Raw genomic sequence first — 19,574 nt, forward strand, 5'->3', positions numbered from 1 at the left:
TCCTTAAACTTCGCGGGCGACAGCTTGCGTGAGCTTCGCCGGCAGCTTGAATTCGACTTTTTCCTCACGGCCCGCCATCGTCGTGACGTCGACGGGACCCAGTGCGCGCAACGCGCCGATTACATCTTCGACCATCTCCTCGGGCGCGGACGCCCCGGCGGTCAGGCCCACGGTCTTCGCATTCGCGAACCATTCGGCCTTTACTTCCGAACCGTCGGCGACGAGGTAGCTCGGCACACCGCTTTCGGTGCCGATCTCGCGCAGGCGGTTCGAGTTCGAACTGTTCGTCGCACCGACCACGAGCAGCACGTCAACCTGTTCGCTCAGCTCGCGCACGGCAGCTTGACGATTCTGCGTGGCGTAGCAGATGTCACGCGTGTCCGGGCCGACGATGTCGGTGAACCGGCGCTGCAGCGCCTCGATGATGCCGCGCGTATCGTCGACCGACAGCGTGGTCTGCGTGATGTACGCGACCGGCGTGTCGACGGGCAGCGTCAGCGTATCGACTTCTGCTTCGCTTTGCACGAGGATCACCTCGGCCGGAATCTGGCCGATCGTACCCTCGACTTCCGGGTGGCCCGCATGGCCGATCAGGATCAGCCGGCGGCCCGCCGCGACGTACTGGCGGCCCTGCACGTGCACTTTCGTGACGAGCGGGCAGGTGGCGTCGAGCACGTCGAGCCCGCGCGTTTCCGCGTCGCGCTCGACCGTCTGGGCGACACCGTGCGCGCTGAAGATCGCGACAGCGCCGTGGGGCACCTCGTCGAGCTCCTCAACGAATCGCGCCCCTTTATTACGCAGATTTTCGACGACATGCCGGTTATGCACGATCTCATGACGCACATAGACCGGCGCACCGTGCTGTTGCAGCGCGCGATCGACGATTTCGATCGCACGGACAACCCCCGCACAAAAGCCACGGGGCTGGGCAAGGATGACTCGCATAGGTGAGCGAACTCCGACGACAGACGCCGGGGTTCAAGGAGCTGGCACTCGCTCGCTCGCCCCGGCTTGATGTTATGAAGGCAGGAACGAACCGGCCGGCCAGGCCCCGGAACCCCGAATTAATCGCGCATTTTAACTCTATCGGGCCGTCCTTGCTTTGGCGCTGTGTCTGCCGTGTTGCATTTGCGGGAGAGCCGCGTCGGCGCTGGCGCGCGCGGAACCCAGTAAACTATGCGGTTTCGCGGGCAGCCGCTCCGGCTGCCCGGCGTCGCGCTCATTTCAAGGCCATTCGATGACCGTCGATTCTTACGCGTATTACCCGTCCGCCCGTCCGGTTTCGGGTGCTTTGTTCCTGACCCCCATTGATTTTGCCGAGGCTGGCGCCCGGCTGGAGGCGTGCCGATGATGCTGGTTCTCGCTTTCCTGGTGTCCGGCCTGTCGCTGATGATCTGGATCGTGCTGCTCGTCGCGCGCGGCGGCTTCTGGCGCGCACAGCCCGCGCGGCCGCTGCCGCCCGAGGCGCGCGGGGCTGCTGCCGAGGCCGGCTGGCCGGCCGTCGTCGCGGTCGTGCCGGCACGCAACGAGGCCGACGTGATTGCCCGTGCGGCGACTTCGCTGCTCGAGCAGGATTACCCGGGCAATTTTCATCTGATCATTGTCGATGACCACAGCGACGACGGTACCGCCGACGCGGCCCGCGCGGCCGCGCTCGCCGTCAATCGCGCCGACCGGCTGACGGTGCTGGCCGCGAAGCCGCTGCCGGCCGGCTGGTCGGGCAAGGTGTGGGCGCAGTCGCAGGGGATCGCCGCGGTGCAGACGCTCGGCCTGCCGGCCGACTACCTGCTGCTGACAGATGCCGACATCGGCCATCCGCCCGACGCCGTCGCGCAGCTCGTCACGCGCGCGCAGGCCGAAAACCGCGATCTCGTGTCGCTGATGGTGCGGCTGCGCTGCGATTCGTTCTGGGAAAAGGCGCTGATCCCGGCGTTCGTGTTCTTCTTCGCGAAGCTCTACCCGTTCTCGTGGATCAACAACCCGCGCAACCGGACGGCCGGCGCCGCGGGCGGCTGCATGCTGGTGAAGCGCACGGCGCTCGAGGAAGCGGGCGGCATCGAGTCGATCCGCGGCGCGCTGATCGACGACTGCAGCCTCGCCGCGCAGATCAAGCACCGCGGCAGCGGCCGCCATCCGATCCGGCTCGACCTGGCCGACCGCAGCGTGTCGCTGCGCCCGTACGACAGCTGGCGCGACATCTGGAACATGATCGCGCGCACTGCGTTCACGCAGCTGCACTATTCGCCGCTGCTGCTGGCCGGCACACTGCTCGGGATGACGATCATCTATCTCGTGCCGCCCGCCGCGGCGCTCGCGTACGGCGCGCACGCCTGGCCGGCGTGGCTCGCGTGGGCGTCGATGTGCGCCGCGTATGCGCCGATGCTGCGCTACTACCGGCGCTCGCCGCTGTGGGCGCCCGCGCTGCCGCTCGTCGCGCTGTTCTATGTGGGCGCGACGTTCGCGTCCGCGTGGCGCTACTGGCGCGGCAAGGGCGGCCAGTGGAAGGCGCGCGTGCAGGCGCCGGTGGATCGCTGAGCGTTTCCCGGGAGGCGTGCCTCCCGGCCCCGGCAGCCGCAAAACGAACAGCCCGATCGGTGGAAACCGGTCGGGCTGTTTCGTTTTCGGCGGTGCGGCTTGCCGGTGCTTAGCGCTGGGTCAGCATCATGTACATCTGGACCACGATGTCCGGCGAGAACGTGAACGGCACCCAGCCGTAGCCCGTGTGGCGGGCGACCAGCAGGCGGTCGCCGTTCGACTGCTTCTGCACGGCCATCATCGGGTTCTTCGTCGTCACGAAGCGCCAGCCGGCCGGGATGCCGGACGGCGGCTCCGGCTGCATCGACGCGCGCGCATGCGCGAGTTCCTCGATCAACTGGCCCAGTTGCTCCGGATGCAGCGTGATCGATTCGCCGTTGACGGTCAGCGTAAGTTCGTTCTGCGTCGGACGCGACACGTGCAGCGTCGATTTGTCGGACGGGGCCGGGGGGGCGGCGGCGTCGGCTTCGGCTTCACCATCAACCGGCGTTTCGGCTTGCGCCGTCGCGACGATTGCCGTTTCGGCGTCGGTCGTTGCCTCCACTGCTTCGGCTGCGGCCGGCGCGGGCACCGGCGCGTTCACGGCCGGTTCCGCCGCCGGCGTATCGGCCGGTGCAGGTTCGACGGCTTCCGCCGCAACGGTCGTGGCGGCAACGGCGCCCGTCGCGGCTTCCTTGACGACGGCCTCGACCAGCGCCTCCGCGTCGGCGATGGCCTTCGCGTGGTGCTGCGCAGCCGCTTCGGCTTGGGCGATCGCTTCGGTATGGCGTTGCGTGACGGCCTCGGCCTGCGCGGTGGCATCGGCGTGGCGTTGCGCGGCCGCCTCGGCCTGCGCGATCGCTTCGGTATGGCGCTGCGTGACGGCTTCGGCCGCGGCGGTGGCGTCGGCATGACGCTGCGCGGCGGCCTGCGTTTCCGCGATGGCCTGCGTGTGCTGCTGCGCGAGCGCTTCTGCTTCGGCGATCGCAGCCGTGTGGCGCTGCGCGGCGGCTTCGGCTTCGGCGATGGCGGCCGCGTGACGCTGCGTGGCCGTTTCGGCTCCGGCGGTCGCTTCCGCGTGACGCTTTGCGGCGGCCTCGGCTTCGACGGTCGCGGCCGCATGGCGCTGCGCGGCCGCATCGGCTTCGGTGGCGGCAGCGTGATGACGCTGCGCGGCGGCCTCGGCTTCGGCGATCGCTGCCGCGTGGCGCTGCGAGGCAGCCTCCGCATCCGCGTGACGCTGTGCGAGTGCTTCGGTCAGCGCGGTGGCTTCCGCATGGCGTTGCACGGCGGCTTCGGCTTGCGCGGTGGCATCGGTATGACGCTGGGCGGCGGCTTCGGCGGCGGCGGTCGCGCTGGCGTGGCGCTGCTGCGCGGCCTCGGCATCGGCGGCGGCGGCCGTGTGGCGTTGCGCGGCGCTCTGCGCTTCGGTTTCCGCGGCGGCGTGACGTTCTGCCGCAGCCTGGGCTTCCGCCGCTGCGGCGCGCGCGAAGGCTTCCGCGCTACGGGCCGCCTGCTGCGCGGCGTGGTGATCGTGGAGCAGCTGATCGACGCCCATGGTGAGCGAAGCGATCTGATCGTTCAGGTTCATGCGTGTCTTCTCTGCGTAAGACCCGCGATTTTACCCGCTGCGCCGGTACCGGGCCGCGCGGGTCGTGTAACAAAGTGCGCAAAGCGGCGTGAAGCACGCCGCTTTGTGTTACTTCAGGTAGCCCGCAGAGCCGAACCAGTCGAGCGCATCGCGCAGCCCTTCGCGGTACGGGCGTGCACGGTAGCCGAGTTCGCGCTCGGCCTTCGCGGACGTGAAATACATCTTGTTCTTCGACATCCGCAGCCCGTCCACGGTGACGAACGGCTCCTTCTTCGTGAACTTCGCGACCGCTTCCGCACCGATCGCGAGCGGGTAGAGCGGCCAGCGCGGCAGCGCGATCGTCGGCGCCTTGCGGCCCGTCATCTGCGCGATGTCGGCGAGCATCTGCTGCAGCGGCAGGTTCTCGCCGCCGAGGATGTAGCGCTCGCCGATCCGGCCGCGCTCGAGCGCGAGGAAGTGGCCGTGCGCGACATCGTCGACGTGCACGAGGTTCAGCCCCGTGTCGACGAACGCGGGAATCTTGCCGAGCGCGGCCTCGACGATGATGCGGCCGGTCGGCGTCGGCTTCACGTCGCGCGGGCCGATCGGCGTCGACGGGTTGACGATCACGGCCGGCAGCCCTTCGTCGGCGATCATCCGCTCGACCGCACGTTCCGCGAGCACCTTGCTGCGCTTGTAGACACCGATCGCCTGCTCCGCCGTGAGCGGCCGGTTTTCGTCGGACGGATCGCCGGCACTCGTCACCTTCAGCGTCGCGACGCTGCTCGTGTAGACGATCCGCTCGACGCCTTCCGCGCGTGCCGCGCGCATCGTCGCGACCGCCCCCTCGAGGTTCGCACGCTCGATTTCGTCGGGATCGGGCGCCCATAGCCGGTAGTCGGCCGCGACATGCAGCAGGTAGCGCACGCCGCGCAGGGCGGCGCGCATCGATGCCTCGTCGCGCATGTCGCCGGTGACGATCTCGGCGTCGAGATCCGCGACGTTCGTGCGCGGGCTGGTCGGGCGCACGAGCACGCGCACCGCATAGCCTTTCTGCTGCGCAATGCGCGCGACGGCCGAGCCGACGAAACCGGACGCGCCGGTGACGAGAACGAGATCGCGGGAGGTATCAGTCATGCGTTTCCTTCGGGGCCGCGCGCGAGCGGCGCGGCGGTTGAGCGTCGGCGAGATTGTACGTGGTCGGCGCGCGCGGCGACGCAAGGCCGTGACGGGTGTGAGCAGGCCCTGGCCCGTGTGCGAAGCGGCCGACGCGACTACAATGCCGGGCTTGAATGCAACGGGAGGGCGACGCGATGAGCCGCAATGAACTGGACGAACGGATCGAGACCTACTACGTGCGGGTGCGCGGCGTCGTGCAGGGCGTCGGCTTCCGTCATGCGACGGTGCGCGAGGCGCATGCGCTGAAGCTGCGCGGCTGGGTCGCGAATCTCGAGGACGGCACTGTCGAAGCGATGATCCAGGGCCCCGGCGCGCAGATCGACCGGATGCTCGCGTGGCTGCGTCACGGGCCGCCGGCCGCGCGCGTGACCGAGGTGACGTTCGAGGAGCGCCTGACCGAACGGCGCTTCGAGCGCTTCCAGCAGCAATAAGGCGGCGCGAACCCCATGACGGGATATCCGGAGGCCGGGCGCGGCCTCATGCTGTCGGTGATGGCGTCGATGCTGTTCGCGCTGATGTCGGCCTACGCGAAACTGCTCGCGCCGCTCACGGGGCTCGACATCTTCGCGTGGCGCGTGTTGTGGACCGCGCCGGGCGCGCTCGCGCTGATCGCGCTGCGCGGCCGCTGGCCGGCACTCGTCGAACTCGTGCGCCGCTGTGTGCGCGACTGGCGTCTGCTGATCGCATTGCCGGTGAGTGCAGCGCTGCTCGGCGTGCAGCTGTGGCTGTTCCTGTGGGCGCCGCTGCACGGCCGCATGCTCGAAGTGTCGCTCGGCTATTTCCTGCTGCCGCTGACGATGGTGCTCGTCGGCCGCTTCTACTATCACGAACGGCTCGATCCGCTGCAATGGGCGGCAGTCGCGTGCGCCGCGCTCGGCGTCGCGCACGAGGTGTGGGCGACGCGCGCGTTCGCGTGGCCGACGCTCGTCGTCGCGCTCGGCTATCCGCCGTATTTCGTGCTGCGTCGGCGGATCAACGCCGATTCGCTCGCCGCGTTCGCAGTCGAGATCGCGCTGCTGTGCCCGATCGCGTTCGCGATGGTCGCGACGAGCGCGACGCGCGTGGCCGACCATCCGGTGCTGTGGGCCGCGCTGCTGCCGGGGCTCGGCGTGCTCAGCACGCTCGCGCTCGCGAGCTACCTGAAGGCGAGCCGGATGTTGCCGATGGCATTGTTCGGGATTCTCGGCTACGTCGAGCCCGTGCTGCTCGTCGCGGTGTCGCTACTGCTGCTCGGCGAAACGCTGAGCGTCGCGAAGCTCGCGACGTACGGGCCGATCTGGGTTGCCGTGGCGCTGACCGCGTGGCACAGCGCGATGCTGATGCGGCGCCTGCCCGCACGCGGATAAGCGTCGATCGCGATGCGGCGGCGGCGCGGAACGTGCCGCGCATCGCGCATCGCATGGCAGTCGCGCGGCGGTCGCGCGGCGGTCGAACACCTCATGCTGACCGCAAACTGGCGTCGCGCTGACGTGAGTCTGGCGATGCTGCCTGCTTTGCGCCACAAGGCTCGCGCGTGTAATCGAACAGAAGATTCGGTTGCACTTTGTTACTTAGGGTCGCTCCTGATCGGCCATTAGACTGGCCTCACCGACTTCCCTTCGTATGCAGCCTTTCAATGAACGGTCATCCCCGTGCCTGGCCGGCCGGGTTGGCGCGATACGGGCATACGCGTATCGCGGCTGATCCCGCTCGCCTTCTCCTTCCCGATCCATTCCCCGGTGCGTGCCGCACCACTGTCGTGCAGGTGCGCTCATGGCGTTGAGCGTGCCGCCCGCCACGGTTCAGCCGTCACGCAGCGGCCGCCTGATCGAAGTCGATTTCTTCCGCGGCATCGTGCTGTTGATGATCGTCGTCGATCACATCGGCGCGAGCGTGCTGTCGCGCGTCACGCTGCACGCGTTCGCGCTGTGCGACGCGGCCGAGGTCTTCGTCTTTCTCGGCGGCTTCGCGACCGCGAGCGCCTATGGCGCGATCGCCGAACGGCACGGCGCGCGTGCTGCGCAACGGCGCTTCGTGCGCCGCGCGATGCAGATCTATCGCGCGTTTCTCGCGACATCGACGCTGATGCTCGTCGTGTCGGCCGTGCTCGACCACTACGGGATCGATGCGCCGAATCTCGCGCTCGACGACGTCAGCGTGATGCTCGCCTCGCCGCTCACGGGCGCAGCCGAGCTGCTGACGTTCCAGCGCCAGCCGTATCTCGCGTCGGTGCTGCCGATGTACGTGCTGTTCGCACTCGCGTCGCCGGTGCTCGTGCCGTTCGCGCGCCGGCATCCGTGGCTGCTCGTCACGCTCGGCATCGCGTCGTGGATCGCGGCGGGCTGGCTCGGCCCCGAGCTGCTGGATACCGACGGATTCCGCTGGAGTTTCAATCCGTTCGCGTGGCAACTGATGTTCGTCGCCGGCGTGCTCGCGCGCTGCCAGCCGTTCTACCGGCGCATCGCGCTCGGCCGCTGGGGGGCCGCGGCGACCGGGCTCGCATGCGCGGTCGTGCTCGGTTGCGCGAGCTACAAGCTGTTTTCGGATCTGCCGTTGCCGGAAGGCGTGTTCAAGCGCGATCTCGCGCTGCCGCGCGTCGTGAGTTTCGCGGCCATCGCGTGGCTGATGGCCGATTGCGTGCGCTTCGGCTGGATCGCGCGGATCGCGCAGGGCGTGCGGCCCGTCGTGGCCGTGGGGCAGCGCGGGCTGATCTGCTTCGTCGCGGGCGCGGCGATCTCGCTCGTCATCGATTCGCTCTTGCATCCGGTCGTGCGCAGTGCCGACCTGCGGCATGTCGGCGTGGGCCTCGCGGCCGACGCGTGCGCGCTCGGGCTGATGATGGCCGTGGCCGGTTCGGGAACGTGGATCGCGCGGTGGCGCAGCGCGGCCGCGTGAGCGGCGCGGGAGGGCACGGAACGTGCCGCGTAGCGTCAGTGAGGTGAGCCGATACGGGAGCGGGGAACGGCGGTTGCGTCGTCGGATTCGGCGTCGTCGCATTCGTCGGGCGCCGGATCGTCGCGTTCCGCGAGTACCGCGTCGGCTTCGGCAGCCGCCCGGGCGGCGCGCAGCGCAGTGCATCGCTGCGCGTACCGGATGTCCGAGAGGATCCTCAGGAGCCTCGTGGTCTTGCTTTTCATGGTCTTCTCCCGCCAGTGCGCATCGCGGCGGATGCACTGCTTGCAACCAGTGTAGGACGCAATTGCCCAGCTGGCGGGAGAATGTGGCGTGCAGGCCGCACGCCGAGGGATAGCCCTTACTGGGCCGTGGCGACGCCCTGCGCCTGCAGCGATTCCTCGCGGCGCTCTTCTGCACAACGCTGGTGCTGGCGCGACAGGCGGTTCATCAGCGGCAGCAGCAGCAGCGCGAGCAGCATGCCGATCGCGGCGAGCCAGCCGAGCTTCTCGAACAGCGACAGGTAGAGCGGCAGCGATTCGGTGGCCGGCAGTTCGTGCGACGGCATCTGCGCGAAGTTCGCGACGACGCTGCCCAGATACTGCGACACGCCCGTCGCGACGAAGTACGCACCCATCATGAAGCCGCTCATGCGCGCCGGCACGTAGCGGGCGATCATCGCGAGGCCGAGGCCGCTCACCAGCAGTTCGCCGAGCGAGTAGAGGCCGTAGCCCCACACCATGAACCACGACGACACGCGGCCGTCGACCGCGTAGCGGCCGCTGATCGTGAACACCAGGTAGCCCGCGGCCACTGCGCCGAAGCCCAGTGCGTACTTCGCGGCGACCGGCAGGTCACGGCCGCCCTTCGCGACGGCGTTGTAGACCCACACGAGCACCGGGCTCAGCAGCATGATCCAGATCGGGTTCAGCGCCTGGAACTGCGCGGCGCTCCACGTGAACAGCGTCGTGCCGAACAGCATGAAGCGCGGATCGACGTTGCGCAGCGCGAACAGCGTCAGCGACGTCGACATCTGCACGTAGAAGATGAAGAACAGGATCACCTGGCCGATCAGCACGAGCGCCGCGATCAGGCCCGCGCGCTCCGAGCGCTCCGACTTCGCGATCATGTATGCGAAGATCGCGAGGATCGCGAACGCTGCCGTCCACACGCTGGCGACCGCGAGCTGCTTGTGCTGCAGCACGTACAGCGTGACCAGCGCGAGCCCGACACCGCCCAGCGCGACCGCGCCGAGGCGTTTCCAGCGGATCGGCTGGTCGTCGGGCAGCGAGCCGACGTGCGCGAGCGTGCGATGCATCAGCATGAAGTTGAAGATCGCGAGCAGCATGCCGCCGCAGCAGACCGCGAACGCAGCGTGCCAGCCCCAGTGATCCTTGATCCACGGCGTCGCGAGCATCGACACCGTCGAGCCGATGTTGACCGCCATGTAGTAGATCGTGAACGCGCTGTCGATGCGCGCGTCGTCGCCTTCATAGATGCGGCGCACGAGGTTCGCCGCGTTGGCCTTGAACAGGCCGTTGCCGACGACGATCACGCCGAGCGACGCATACATGTACGTCAGTTGGTCGTTCGGTACCGAAAGCATCAGGTAGCCGGTGCACAGCACGGCAGCGCCGATGATCATCGTGCGGCGGGCGCCGAGCACCTTGTCGCCGATCCAGCCGCCGATCGACGGTGCGGCATAGACGAGTGCGGTAAACGCACCCCAGGTCAGGTTCGCATGGCTGTCGGTGAAACCGAGCCGGTCGACCATGAAGAGGACCAGGAGCGCGGCCATGCCGTAGTAGCCGAAGCGCTCCCACATTTCGATGAGGAAGACCGTCGTGAACGATCGGGTTTGTGAAACGGGTGGTTGCATCATCAATCTCGTTTGAAACGGACGGCACGGATCGCGCGTCGTCTTGGGGTCGAACTGGTGCCGGTGCACAATGGGGCCGGGTAGGCTTGGCGCTGGCGATGGATCAGTCGGGCGGTTAGCCCGGGCCGGGGTCGGTCTCCGCCTGGTGTGGCGGGGAGGGGCCCCGACCGGCGCGCGCATGGTAACGGCTGCCGGTCCGGTGCGTCACGTATCTGCCACCTAGGGAAACTCCCAATGTGGCAGTAGCTTTCAGGAACATTCGTCTCATCATCTATTTGTAAGCTTTCGTGCCGGCCCTCCGAAGATTCCCGGAGAGCCGCTTGCAGCTTGCCTGTGAAGCCGGCGAGTCTGGCAAGATAGCGCGTCATTTCGCTCGCTTCGTGTCCCGTTTAGTGCACCGGGCTCAACATCGAAGACGTATGCGAACCCGAAGACTAAGCTATATCGTTCTAACTTAGTTATTTTCCATCAAACATTTTTTGACGATCACTTTTCGGCCTGCTATGGTTCCCCCCACTGAAAACTCGCGGGCTGCAGACGCTGCCGCCGCTCTGGGCAGCAAGATTCGCGCGTTGCGCCAACGACTCAAGCGCACGCTCGACGACACCGCTACCGCCGCGGGGATTTCGAAGCCGTTTCTGTCTCAAGTCGAACGCGGGCTCGCGTCGCCGTCGCTGACATCGTTGGCCGGTATCGCGCACGCGCTCGGTGTGACGGTGCAGTACTTTGTGGATACGCCGAGCGAGGAACGCTCGGTTTGCCGAGGCGAGCAGCTGCGCTTCTTCGGGTTCGCCGATTCGGCGAACCTGTTCGCGAGGCTGACGAACGTATCCGAAGGGCGCCAGCTGGAGGCGATCCTCGTGAGGATGCCGCCGGGGCAGAAGCGGTCGGAGGTGACGACACATGCAGGAGAGGAGTTCCTGTATGTGATTGAAGGGGAAGTGTCGCTGACGCTGGAAGGCAAGACGTTCGTCCTGCAGGCCGGCGACAGCTCGCACTATCAGTCGACGGTCCCGCACAGCTGGGCCAACACCGCGAAGATCGAGTCGGTGGTGGTCTGGGTCGGTACACCGAGGCTGTTCTAACGCACAGGTATTCCTTCGTTTCGAAGACGGAATACCTGTCGAAAGAAACGTAAGGAATACTAAAATGCAATACGAGAATCACGGGCCTCCTCAATCGCTGCACCCGTCAGCGTCTCACGCGTAAGCCGCGGCATCCGCCGCGCGACGCTCACCGAACAACCCTTCTCAAGACTGCCACGATGAAATCCTTGCATGCCATGTCGGCCGTGCTGGCCGCGCTCGCCCTGACGCCTGTCGCCCACGCCGTTTCCGTTCCGTCGAACGTCGCGCTCGCTCCTCAACAGGACCTGACGCGCCAGGTGCCCGCCGAAGTCGAGTCGCTCGACCCCGCGCACATCGAGTCGTGGACCGGCAACACGATCGGCCTCGACCTGTTCGAAGGGCTGGCGCGCATCGACGCAGCCGGCCAGATCGTCCCGGGTGTCGCGCTGTCGTGGGAACGCAAGACGCCGACGACGTGGATCTTCAAGCTTCGCCATGACGCGAAGTGGAGCAATGGCCAGCCGGTGACGGCCGCCGATTTCGTTTATGCATGGCAGCGCCTCGTCGATCCGAAGACGGGCTCGAAGTACACGATCCTCGTCGAGTTCGTGAAGAACTCGAAGGACATCATCGCGGGCAAGGCCGCGCCGTCGACGCTCGGCGTGCGCGCCGTCGATCCGTACACGCTGGAAGTGACGACCGACGTGCCGGTCGCGTTCTTCCCCGAGCTGACGGCCATGGTGCCGCTCGCGCCGGTGAACAAGGACACGGTGACGAAGCTCGGCGACGCGTGGACGCGCCCGGGCAACATCGTCAGCAACGGCGCCTACCAGCTCGTCGACTGGCAGCCGAACAACCGCATCGTGATCTCGAAGGATGCGAAATACTGGAATGCGCCGAAGGTCGTGATCAACAAGGTCACGTACCTGCCGATCGAGAGCGACGAGACGGCGATGCGCATGTACCAGGCCGGCCAGATCGACTACAGCTACTCGATCCCGTCGGGGATCTTCCAGCAGGTCAGCAAGCAGTTCGGCGGCGAACTGCGCCAGGGCCTGCAGCTCGCGACGTACTACTACTACCTGAACAACAGCGATCCGGCACTGAAGGACAAGCGCGTGCGCCAGGCGCTGTCGATGGTGCTCGATCGCGACGTGCTGACCCAGAAGCTCACGCAGGCCGGCGAGAAGCCGATGTACGGCCTGATGCCGAACGGCACGAAGGGCGTGCAGCCGTTCACGCCGGACTGGGCGTCGTGGCCGATGGCCAAGCGTGTCGCGACCGCGAAGGACCTGCTGAAGCAGGCCGGCTATTCGGACGCGAAGCCGCTGTCGTTCACGCTGACCTACAACACCAACGACCTGCACAAGAAGGTCGCGCTGTTCGCGGCGTCCGAATGGCGCACCAAGCTCGGCATCGACACGAAGCTCGAGAACGTCGAGTTCAAGGTGCTGATGAAGCAGCGTCATGACGGCAAGGTGCAGATCGCGCGCGACGGCTGGTTCGCCGACTACAACGACGCGATGACGTTCTTCGACCTGCTGCGTTGCGGCAGCGCGCAGAACACCGTCGGCTACTGCAACAAGCAGGCCGACGCACTCGTCGAGGAAGGCAACCAGAAGCTCGACGACAAGGCGCGCGCCGCGCTGCTCACGCAGGCACACGACCTCGCGCTGAAAGACACGCCGATGGTGCCGCTGTTCCAGTACTCGGCCGACCGTCTCGTGAAGCCGTACGTCGGTGGCTACTCGCTGAAGAACGTGATCGACATGCGTGCTTCGCAGGACATGTACGTGATCAAGCACTGAGCGGAGCGATCATGCTGGCCTACGCATTGAGGCGTACGTTGTGGGCGGTGCCGACGATCCTCGCGGTCGTCACCGTCTGCTACCTGCTGCTGCACCTGACGCCCGGTGGCCCGTTCGATACGGAAAAGCAGCTGTCCGCGGCGACGCTCGCGAACCTGAACGCGAAGTATCACCTCGACCAGCCGCTGTGGAAGCAGTACCTGATGTACCTGAACGCGCTGCTGCACGGCGATCTCGGTCCGTCGTTCCGTTACGTCGACTGGTCGGTGAACGACCTGGTGCGCAAGGCGCTGCCGGTGAGTCTCGGCGTGGGCGGCCTGTCGATCCCGATCTCGATCGGGCTCGGCGTGCTGCTCGGCACCGTCGCGGCCGTGCGCCGCGACAGCTTCATCGACCGCATCGTGATGCTGATCGGCAACATCGGCAACGTCGTGCCGCCGTTCGTGCTCGGCCCCGTGCTGGTGTGGATCTTCGCGATCCTGCTGAAGACGTCGGCCGGTAACGGCTGGCTGCCGGCGGGCGGCTGGGGCGACGGCGGCTGGCAGTACCGGCTGCTGCCGATCGTGCTGCTGACCTTCATCAACATGTCGCTGCTCGCACGCGTGATGCGCGGCTCGATGATCGAGACGCTGTCGAGCAACTACATCCGCACCGCGCGCGCGAAGGGCCTGCCGGGCTCGACGATCGTGCTGCGCCACGCGCTGAAGCCGGCGCTGATGCCGGTCGTGTCGCTGGTCGGCACGGTCTGCATCTCGTCGATCACCGCGGCCGTCGTTACCGAATCGGTGTTCGCGCTGCCGGGCCTTGGCCAACTCGTCGTGAACGGTGCGATCAACCGCGACTACACGCTCGTGCTCGGTCTCGTCGTGCTGACCACCGTCTGCGCCGTGCTGTTCAACCTGCTGGTCGACCTCGCGTACGCGTGGCTCGATCCGCGCATCCGTTATTGAGCGAGGCACCGCGATGACTCCGACTACTCCTGTCGTCGGCCTGCCCGTGCAGACCGACACGCCGCCGCGTTCGCGCTCGCCGCTTTCGCTCGCGTTCGCCCGTTTCCTGCACAACCGCGCGGCCGTGTTCAGCCTCGTCCTGCTGGCGCTGATCACGATCGCGTGCTTCGTCGGCCCGTGGCTGCTGACCGCCGACCCGGCCGCGAGCGACTGGGGCGCGATCAGCCTGCCGCCGACCTGGGCCAACCAGCACTGGTTCGGCACCGACGAACTCGGCCGCGACCTCCTCGTGCGCACGCTGATCGGCGGGCGCGTATCGATCGAGGTCGGCGTGCTCGGCACGCTCGTGTCGGGCCTGTTCGGTGTCGCGTGGGGCGCGACCGCGGGCTTCGCGGGCGGCCGCACCGATGCCGTGATGATGCGCGTCGTCGACATGATGTACGCGATCCCGTACCTGCTGATCGCGATCCTGATGATGACCCTGTTCGGCCGCTCGTTCATGCTGGTCGTGCTGACCATCAGCGCGTTCTCGTGGATCGACATGGCGCGTGTCGTGCGCGGCCAGACGCTGTCGCTGCGCAGCCGCGAGTTCGTCGATGCGGCGCGCGCAATCGGTGTGTCGCCGGCATCGATCGTGCTGCGCCACGTGGTGCCGAACCTGCTCGGCGTGGTCGTCGTGTACGCGACGGTCTCGGTGCCGGGCATCGTGCTGACCGAATCGGTGCTGTCGTTCCTCGGCCTCGGCGTGCAGGAACCGATGACGAGCTGGGGCGTGCTGATCCAGGACGGCGCGCAGAAACTGGAATCGATGCCGTGGCTGCTGCTGGCCCCGGCCGTCATGCTGTGCGTGACGCTCTACTGCGTGAACTTCGTCGGCGATGGCCTGCGTGACGCGCTCGACCCGAAGGATCGCTGAAATGGGTGCACTGCTTGAAGTAGACAACCTCGGCGTGCGCTTCACGCGCAAGGACGCGCCGCCGGTCGACGCCGTGAGCGGCGTGTCGTTCTCGCTCGAAGCCGGCAAGACGCTCGGCATCGTCGGCGAATCGGGCTCGGGCAAGAGCCAGACCGTGATGGCGCTGCTCGGCCTGCTGGCCGGCAACGGCACGACGACCGGCGCCGCGCGCTATCGCGGCGACAACCTGCTCGAGATGAACGGGCGCGCGCTGAACAAGGTGCGCGGCGACCGGATCGCGATGATCTTCCAGGATCCGATGACGTCGCTCAATCCGTTCCTGACGATCGAGCGGCAGATGACCGAGACGCTGCAGCTGCATCGCAAGCTGTCGCGCCGGGAAGCCACGAAGCGCGCAATCGAGGCGCTCGAATCGGTGCGTATCCCGGACGCGGCGCGCCGTATCCGCATGTATCCGCACGAGTTCTCGGGCGGCATGCGCCAGCGCGTGATGATCGCGATGGCGCTGCTGTCCGAGCCGGAAATCCTGATCGCCGACGAGCCGACCACCGCGCTCGACGTGACCGTGCAGGCCCAGATCATCGACCTGCTGCGCGAACTGAACCGCGAGCGCGGCACGGCGATCGTGCTGATCACGCACGACATGGGCGTGGTCGCGGGCCTCGCGGACGACGTGATGGTCATGTATGCGGGCCGCACCGTCGAATACGCGCCGGCCGAATCGATTTTCGCGGCGCCGTCGCATCCGTACACGATCGGCCTGCTCAACGCGCTGCCGCGCCTGACGGACGCGGACGATGCGCCGCTCGTCGCGATTCCCGGCAATCCGCCGATGCCCGGCAGCGCGCCGGCCGGCTGCGCGTTCGCGAAGCGCTGCACGTATGCGGAAGAACGCTGCGGCGCGGCGCGCCCTGCGCTCGAAACCTATGGCGCCGTGGGCGCGGTGCGCGCGTGCCACCGGCCCGTGGCCGATCTGACGGGAGGTCTGCGATGAGCGTCAATGAACGCCGCAATGCCGGCGCGACGGACGACACGCTGCTGTCCGTCGAGGGTCTGAAAGTGCATTTCCGCGTGCCGCTCGGCGGCTATCCGTGGTCGCCGAAGGGGACGCTGCGCGCCGTCGACGGCGTGTCGTTCGACGTGAAGCGCGGCGAGACCGTCGGGCTCGTCGGCGAATCGGGCTGCGGGAAGTCGACGCTTGCGCGCGCGCTGATCGGCCTCGTGCCGATGACGGCCGGCGCCGTGAAATGGCGCGGCGAAGCGGTGGCGCCCGATCACCTGCGCGGCTCCACGATGCGGCGCGAAGTGCAGATGATCTTCCAGGATCCGCTCGCGTCGCTCGATCCGCGCATGACGATCGAACAGGTCGTCGCGGAGCCGCTCGTCACGCACCGGGCCGGCCTCGGCCGCGCCGAGGTACGCCGCCGTGTGGTCACGATGCTGGAGCGCGTCGGCCTGAACGCGCATCACCTGCTGCGTTATCCGCATGAATTTTCCGGCGGACAGTGCCAGCGCGTCGGCATCGCACGCGCGCTGATCGGCGAGCCGAAGCTTGTGATCTGCGACGAGCCCGTATCGGCGCTCGACGTGTCGATCCAGGCGCAGATCGTGAACCTGCTTCGCGATCTTCAACGCGAACTGTCGTTGTCCTATCTGTTCGTTGCACACGATCTCGCCGTGGTTAAGGCGATCAGCCAGCGTGTGCTCGTGATGTATCTCGGCCGCGTGATGGAGTTCGGCACGCGGCATGACGTGTACGGCGTGCCTCAACACCCGTACACGAAGGCGCTGCTCGATGCGGCGCCGACGCCGGAGCCGGCGCGCGAGCGTGCTCGCCGCCCGATGCTGCTGGCGGGCGAGATGCCCTCGCCACTCAACCCGCCGTCCGGCTGTGCGTTCCGCACGCGCTGCCCGGTTGCGATCGATGCGTGCGCGCAGGACGTGCCGCTGCCGGAAGTTCGGCAGGGGTCGGCCGCGTGTGTCGCGTGCATCCGCGCGGGTGTGGCGTGAAGTGACGCAGCAAACATAACCAAGGCAGGTCAACAGGGGTAGGTGCGGCGCGAACGATCTTCGCGCCGCGGGTACAGGCGCGTCCTTAACCGGGCGCGCCGGGGGGCCGGGAGCGGATCGCAACCGGCGTGGACGATATCAACACAAGACGAGAATTACGATGAAAAAACAGAAGACGATCGGGACGGCATCGAAAATGCTGCTTGCATGGGGGCTGCCGGCACTCGCCGGTGTCTCGCTGACGGGCGTCGCGCACGCCGACGACGCGGCCCCCGCACCGCTGACGGTCGCACAGGCCGCACCGGCCAACGGCACGGGCGCACCGACACAGAACGCCATTGTCAATGCCGAAGCGACCCAGGCCGTCACGCCGCCCGATGAGCCGTCGGCCCAGTCGAAGTCGAAGGGCTTCATTGCCGACAGCCATCTCGACTTCCTGTTCCGCAACTATTCGGACGTGCTCGATAGCAAGGGCGGCCCGCATCGCCACGCATGGGTGCAGGGCGCGATGGCGAACTTCGAGTCGGGCTACACGACGGGCCTGATCGGTATCGGTTTCGACGCATCGCTGTATGCGGCGTTGAAGCTCGATGGCGGCCAGGGCGCCGGCAGCATGGTGCACATCGCGAAGGGCGGCGGCGGCGGCAACCAGCTCGCGTGGGCCTATCCGGGCATCTACGACATCAAGGCGCGCATCTCGAACACGGTGATCAAGTACGGTCTGCAGGCCGTCGACAACCCGTTCATGGAGCAGCACGACAACCGTGCGCTGCCGCCGACGTTCCTCGGCACGACGATCGTCAGCAATGAATTCAAGAACGTTATGCTCGAGGCCGGCAGCTTCACGAAGACCAACGCGCGCGGTCACACGACGCTGACCAACCTGACGACGCAATACGGCGGCACGCGCATCAATCGCCTGTCGTATGTCGGCGGCACGTGGGACTACTCGCCGAACGGCGAAGTCGCGCTGTACGCGAACCAGGCCGACGACGTGTGGCACCAGTACTACGCGTCGGTGAAGCACAGCATCGGCAGCCCGCAGACGATCAAGTGGACGGGCTTCGGCAACGTCTACTCGACGCACGACACGGGCGATGCGCTGCAGGGCAAGATCGACAACAACGCATACAGCCTGTCGGTGGCCGCGCAGCACGGCCCGCACGAGCTGCTGCTCGGTTTCCAGCAGGTGCTCGGCGACCAGTTCTTCGACTACCTGAACGAAACGAACGGCATCTTCCTGACCAACTCGATGGACGTCGACTACAACGCGCCGCACGAGAAGTCGCTGCAGCTGCGTTACACGTTCTACGGCAAGGAAGCGGGCCTGCCGGGCTTCAAGGCGATGGTCTGGGGCGTGACGGGCTGGGGTGCGGACGGCAGCGCGGGCGCGGCGAACGACCCGAGCAAGTCGAGCATCTACTGGAGCAACGGCGCGCCGGTGCAGGGCCGTCACCACGAGTTCGGCTTCATCCCGTCGTACACGTTCCAGAGCGGCAAGCTGAAGGATACGAAGGTCACGTTCATCGCGATGTGGCACAACGGTTCGGCACACTACTCGGACGCGACGAACCGCGAGTACCGTCTGGTCGTGAACCTGCCGCTGCACGCGTTCTGATCGAAGGGGGCGCAGGCGCCCCCGCATCGCACGGCCGGCCTGCGATCGAAACGATCAGGCCGGCTTGTGCAGCCCCGCGACCGGATCGTTCGCGGCCGGCATGTCTTGCACGAGCGACGTGAGCTGGCGGCCCGTATCGCGCCATGCGTCGAGGCCGCCGCGCAGCGCGAGCGCATCGGTGAAGCCTGCGTCGAGCAGGCGCTTCGCCATCAGGGCGGCCGTCACTTCGTTCGGGCACGAGCAGTACACGACGAACTTCTGCGAGAGCGGATAGCGCGCGACGATGTCGCCGATCTGCCGATCGTCCGCGAATTGCGCGCCGGGAATCGTGAACGGGTCGAGCTTGCGGTGCTCGGGCGAGCGCACGTCGAGCACGACCGGCGCGGTGGTGTCGCGCAGCAGCAGGTCGAGTTCGTCGACGCTGATCCGTGCATGGGCGAGCTGGCGGATCAGCGCGCGGCGGCGCATCCAGCGGATGGCCGCATACACGGCGAGCAGCGCGACGATGACCAGCAGCACAGCGCGGCCGAGGTGGCTCGCGCCGGCGAACAGCCAGTCGATCTGCCGGTAGAACACGAGCCCGGCCACCAGGCCGACGATCGTCCACAGTGCGGCGCCGAGTGCATCGTAGCCGGCGAACGTGCGGTAGCGCGTGCCGAGCGCACCGGCCATCGGCACCGACACGAGCGACAACCCGGGAATGAAGCGCGCGACCGCGAGCACGCGCACGCCGTAGCGGCCGAAGAAGCGTTCGGTCTTTCTCACGCAGGTATCCCGCGACAGCGACAGCCGGCAGATCGTCTTCAGCGTCGTGCCGCCGTAACGGCGCCCGGCGACGTACCAGACGGTGTCGCCGATCAGCGCGCCGAGCACCGACAGCGCCACCACCGTCACCAGTTGCGAGCCGATCATCTCGGGATGCATCGCGGACATCGCACCGAACAGCACGAGCGTCGGCATCGCGGGCACCGGCAGGCCGATGGCCGCCGCGAGCACGTTGGCGAAGACGAGAAGCGGCCCGTACTGGGCGACGAGGTCACGGAGCATGACGGCTGGCCGAAAAGGACATGCGTGGGCAGAAAACGCAGATGGGCCGATTATCGGCCTTTTTCAAGACAACAGCGGGAATGACGGAAAGCGCCTGAAGGCGGCAGGGGGATGTTGGTGAGCCGGCACGCTGCGAGCGGCTCAC

17 protein-coding genes are annotated in these 19,574 nt (G+C 67.3%); 11 read left to right on the plus strand and 6 right to left on the minus strand.

Annotated features, from left to right (window positions below):
- Window positions 1-3: 3 nt before the first annotated feature.
- Window positions 4-945 carry a 4-hydroxy-3-methylbut-2-enyl diphosphate reductase gene (ispH, locus tag HAV18_RS12805; RefSeq protein ID WP_166956044.1) on the minus strand — a complete coding sequence of 314 codons (942 nt, stop codon included), beginning with the start codon at window positions 943-945 and terminating at the stop codon, window positions 4-6.
- Between the two features lie 402 nt (window positions 946-1,347).
- On the opposite strand from ispH, the gene HAV18_RS12810 reads away from it, so the two are divergent.
- Window positions 1,348-2,535, plus strand: coding sequence for a glycosyltransferase (locus HAV18_RS12810; RefSeq protein WP_166956046.1), 1,188 nt, complete (start codon window positions 1,348-1,350; stop codon window positions 2,533-2,535).
- A gap of 109 nt (window positions 2,536-2,644) precedes the next feature.
- Here HAV18_RS12810 and HAV18_RS12815 read toward each other — a convergent pair whose 3' ends face one another.
- The gene (locus HAV18_RS12815; RefSeq protein ID WP_166956048.1) at window positions 2,645-4,105 is read right to left on the minus strand and encodes a phage tail protein; all 1,461 of its coding nucleotides are present in this window, start codon (window positions 4,103-4,105) and stop codon (window positions 2,645-2,647) included.
- 108 nt (window positions 4,106-4,213) lie between these two features.
- Window positions 4,214-5,221 carry a hopanoid-associated sugar epimerase gene (hpnA, locus tag HAV18_RS12820; RefSeq protein ID WP_060315772.1) on the minus strand — a complete coding sequence of 336 codons (1,008 nt, stop codon included), beginning with the start codon at window positions 5,219-5,221 and terminating at the stop codon, window positions 4,214-4,216.
- Between the two features lie 176 nt (window positions 5,222-5,397).
- On the opposite strand from hpnA, the gene HAV18_RS12825 reads away from it, so the two are divergent.
- From HAV18_RS12825 to HAV18_RS12835, 3 genes are all read left to right on the plus strand, one after another.
- Window positions 5,398-5,694 carry an acylphosphatase gene (locus HAV18_RS12825; protein WP_166956050.1) on the plus strand — a complete coding sequence of 99 codons (297 nt, stop codon included), beginning with the start codon at window positions 5,398-5,400 and terminating at the stop codon, window positions 5,692-5,694.
- 15 nt (window positions 5,695-5,709) lie between these two features.
- The gene (gene rarD / locus HAV18_RS12830; RefSeq protein WP_166956052.1) at window positions 5,710-6,609 is read left to right on the plus strand and encodes an EamA family transporter RarD; all 900 of its coding nucleotides are present in this window, start codon (window positions 5,710-5,712) and stop codon (window positions 6,607-6,609) included.
- A gap of 406 nt (window positions 6,610-7,015) precedes the next feature.
- On the plus strand, window positions 7,016-8,137 hold the full coding sequence (locus HAV18_RS12835; protein ID WP_166956054.1) for an OpgC domain-containing protein: 1,122 nt from the start codon (window positions 7,016-7,018) through the stop codon (window positions 8,135-8,137).
- Between the two features lie 35 nt (window positions 8,138-8,172).
- Here HAV18_RS12835 and HAV18_RS12840 read toward each other — a convergent pair whose 3' ends face one another.
- Both HAV18_RS12840 and HAV18_RS12845 read right to left on the minus strand, forming a co-directional pair.
- A complete protein-coding gene (locus HAV18_RS12840) occupies window positions 8,173-8,379 on the minus strand; it encodes a hypothetical protein (protein WP_166956057.1) in 207 nt (68 codons plus the stop codon).
- Between the two features lie 116 nt (window positions 8,380-8,495).
- A complete protein-coding gene (locus HAV18_RS12845) occupies window positions 8,496-10,016 on the minus strand; it encodes a peptide MFS transporter (protein ID WP_166956060.1) in 1,521 nt (506 codons plus the stop codon).
- 500 nt (window positions 10,017-10,516) lie between these two features.
- On the opposite strand from HAV18_RS12845, the gene HAV18_RS12850 reads away from it, so the two are divergent.
- The 7 genes from HAV18_RS12850 (at window position 10,517) to HAV18_RS12880 (ending at window position 18,382) form a co-directional block, all read left to right on the plus strand.
- Window positions 10,517-11,098 (plus strand): cupin domain-containing protein, encoded by a 582-nt coding sequence (locus tag HAV18_RS12850; protein WP_166956782.1) that lies wholly within the window; start codon window positions 10,517-10,519, stop codon window positions 11,096-11,098.
- A gap of 179 nt (window positions 11,099-11,277) precedes the next feature.
- Window positions 11,278-12,888: a peptide ABC transporter substrate-binding protein gene (locus HAV18_RS12855; RefSeq protein ID WP_166956063.1), complete on the plus strand. Its 1,611-nt coding sequence runs from the start codon at window positions 11,278-11,280 to the stop codon at window positions 12,886-12,888.
- Window positions 12,889-12,899: 11 nt separating this feature from the next.
- Window positions 12,900-13,838: an ABC transporter permease subunit gene (locus HAV18_RS12860; protein ID WP_027790317.1), complete on the plus strand. Its 939-nt coding sequence runs from the start codon at window positions 12,900-12,902 to the stop codon at window positions 13,836-13,838.
- Window positions 13,839-13,851: 13 nt separating this feature from the next.
- Entirely contained in the window at window positions 13,852-14,754 is a 903-nt protein-coding gene (locus tag HAV18_RS12865; protein WP_166956065.1) for an ABC transporter permease, read from the plus strand.
- A 1-nt stretch (window position 14,755) separates the two neighbouring features.
- Window positions 14,756-15,748, plus strand: a complete 993-nt coding sequence (locus tag HAV18_RS12870) for an ABC transporter ATP-binding protein (RefSeq protein WP_166956068.1) — start codon at window positions 14,756-14,758, stop codon at window positions 15,746-15,748.
- Window positions 15,745-16,764 carry an ABC transporter ATP-binding protein gene (locus tag HAV18_RS12875; RefSeq protein ID WP_166956071.1) on the plus strand — a complete coding sequence of 340 codons (1,020 nt, stop codon included), beginning with the start codon at window positions 15,745-15,747 and terminating at the stop codon, window positions 16,762-16,764. The genes HAV18_RS12870 and HAV18_RS12875 overlap by 4 nt, the downstream gene beginning before the upstream one ends.
- A 160-nt stretch (window positions 16,765-16,924) precedes the next feature.
- On the plus strand, window positions 16,925-18,382 hold the full coding sequence (locus HAV18_RS12880) for an OprD family porin (RefSeq protein WP_166956074.1): 1,458 nt from the start codon (window positions 16,925-16,927) through the stop codon (window positions 18,380-18,382).
- Window positions 18,383-18,436: 54 nt separating this feature from the next.
- Here HAV18_RS12880 and HAV18_RS12885 read toward each other — a convergent pair whose 3' ends face one another.
- Entirely contained in the window at window positions 18,437-19,429 is a 993-nt protein-coding gene (locus HAV18_RS12885; RefSeq protein WP_166956077.1) for a DedA family protein/thiosulfate sulfurtransferase GlpE, read from the minus strand.
- Between the last annotated feature and the right edge of the window lie 145 nt (window positions 19,430-19,574).

The sequence above is a fragment of the Burkholderia sp. D-99 genome (assembly GCF_011605345.1).
Taxonomy (GTDB): domain Bacteria; phylum Pseudomonadota; class Gammaproteobacteria; order Burkholderiales; family Burkholderiaceae; genus Burkholderia.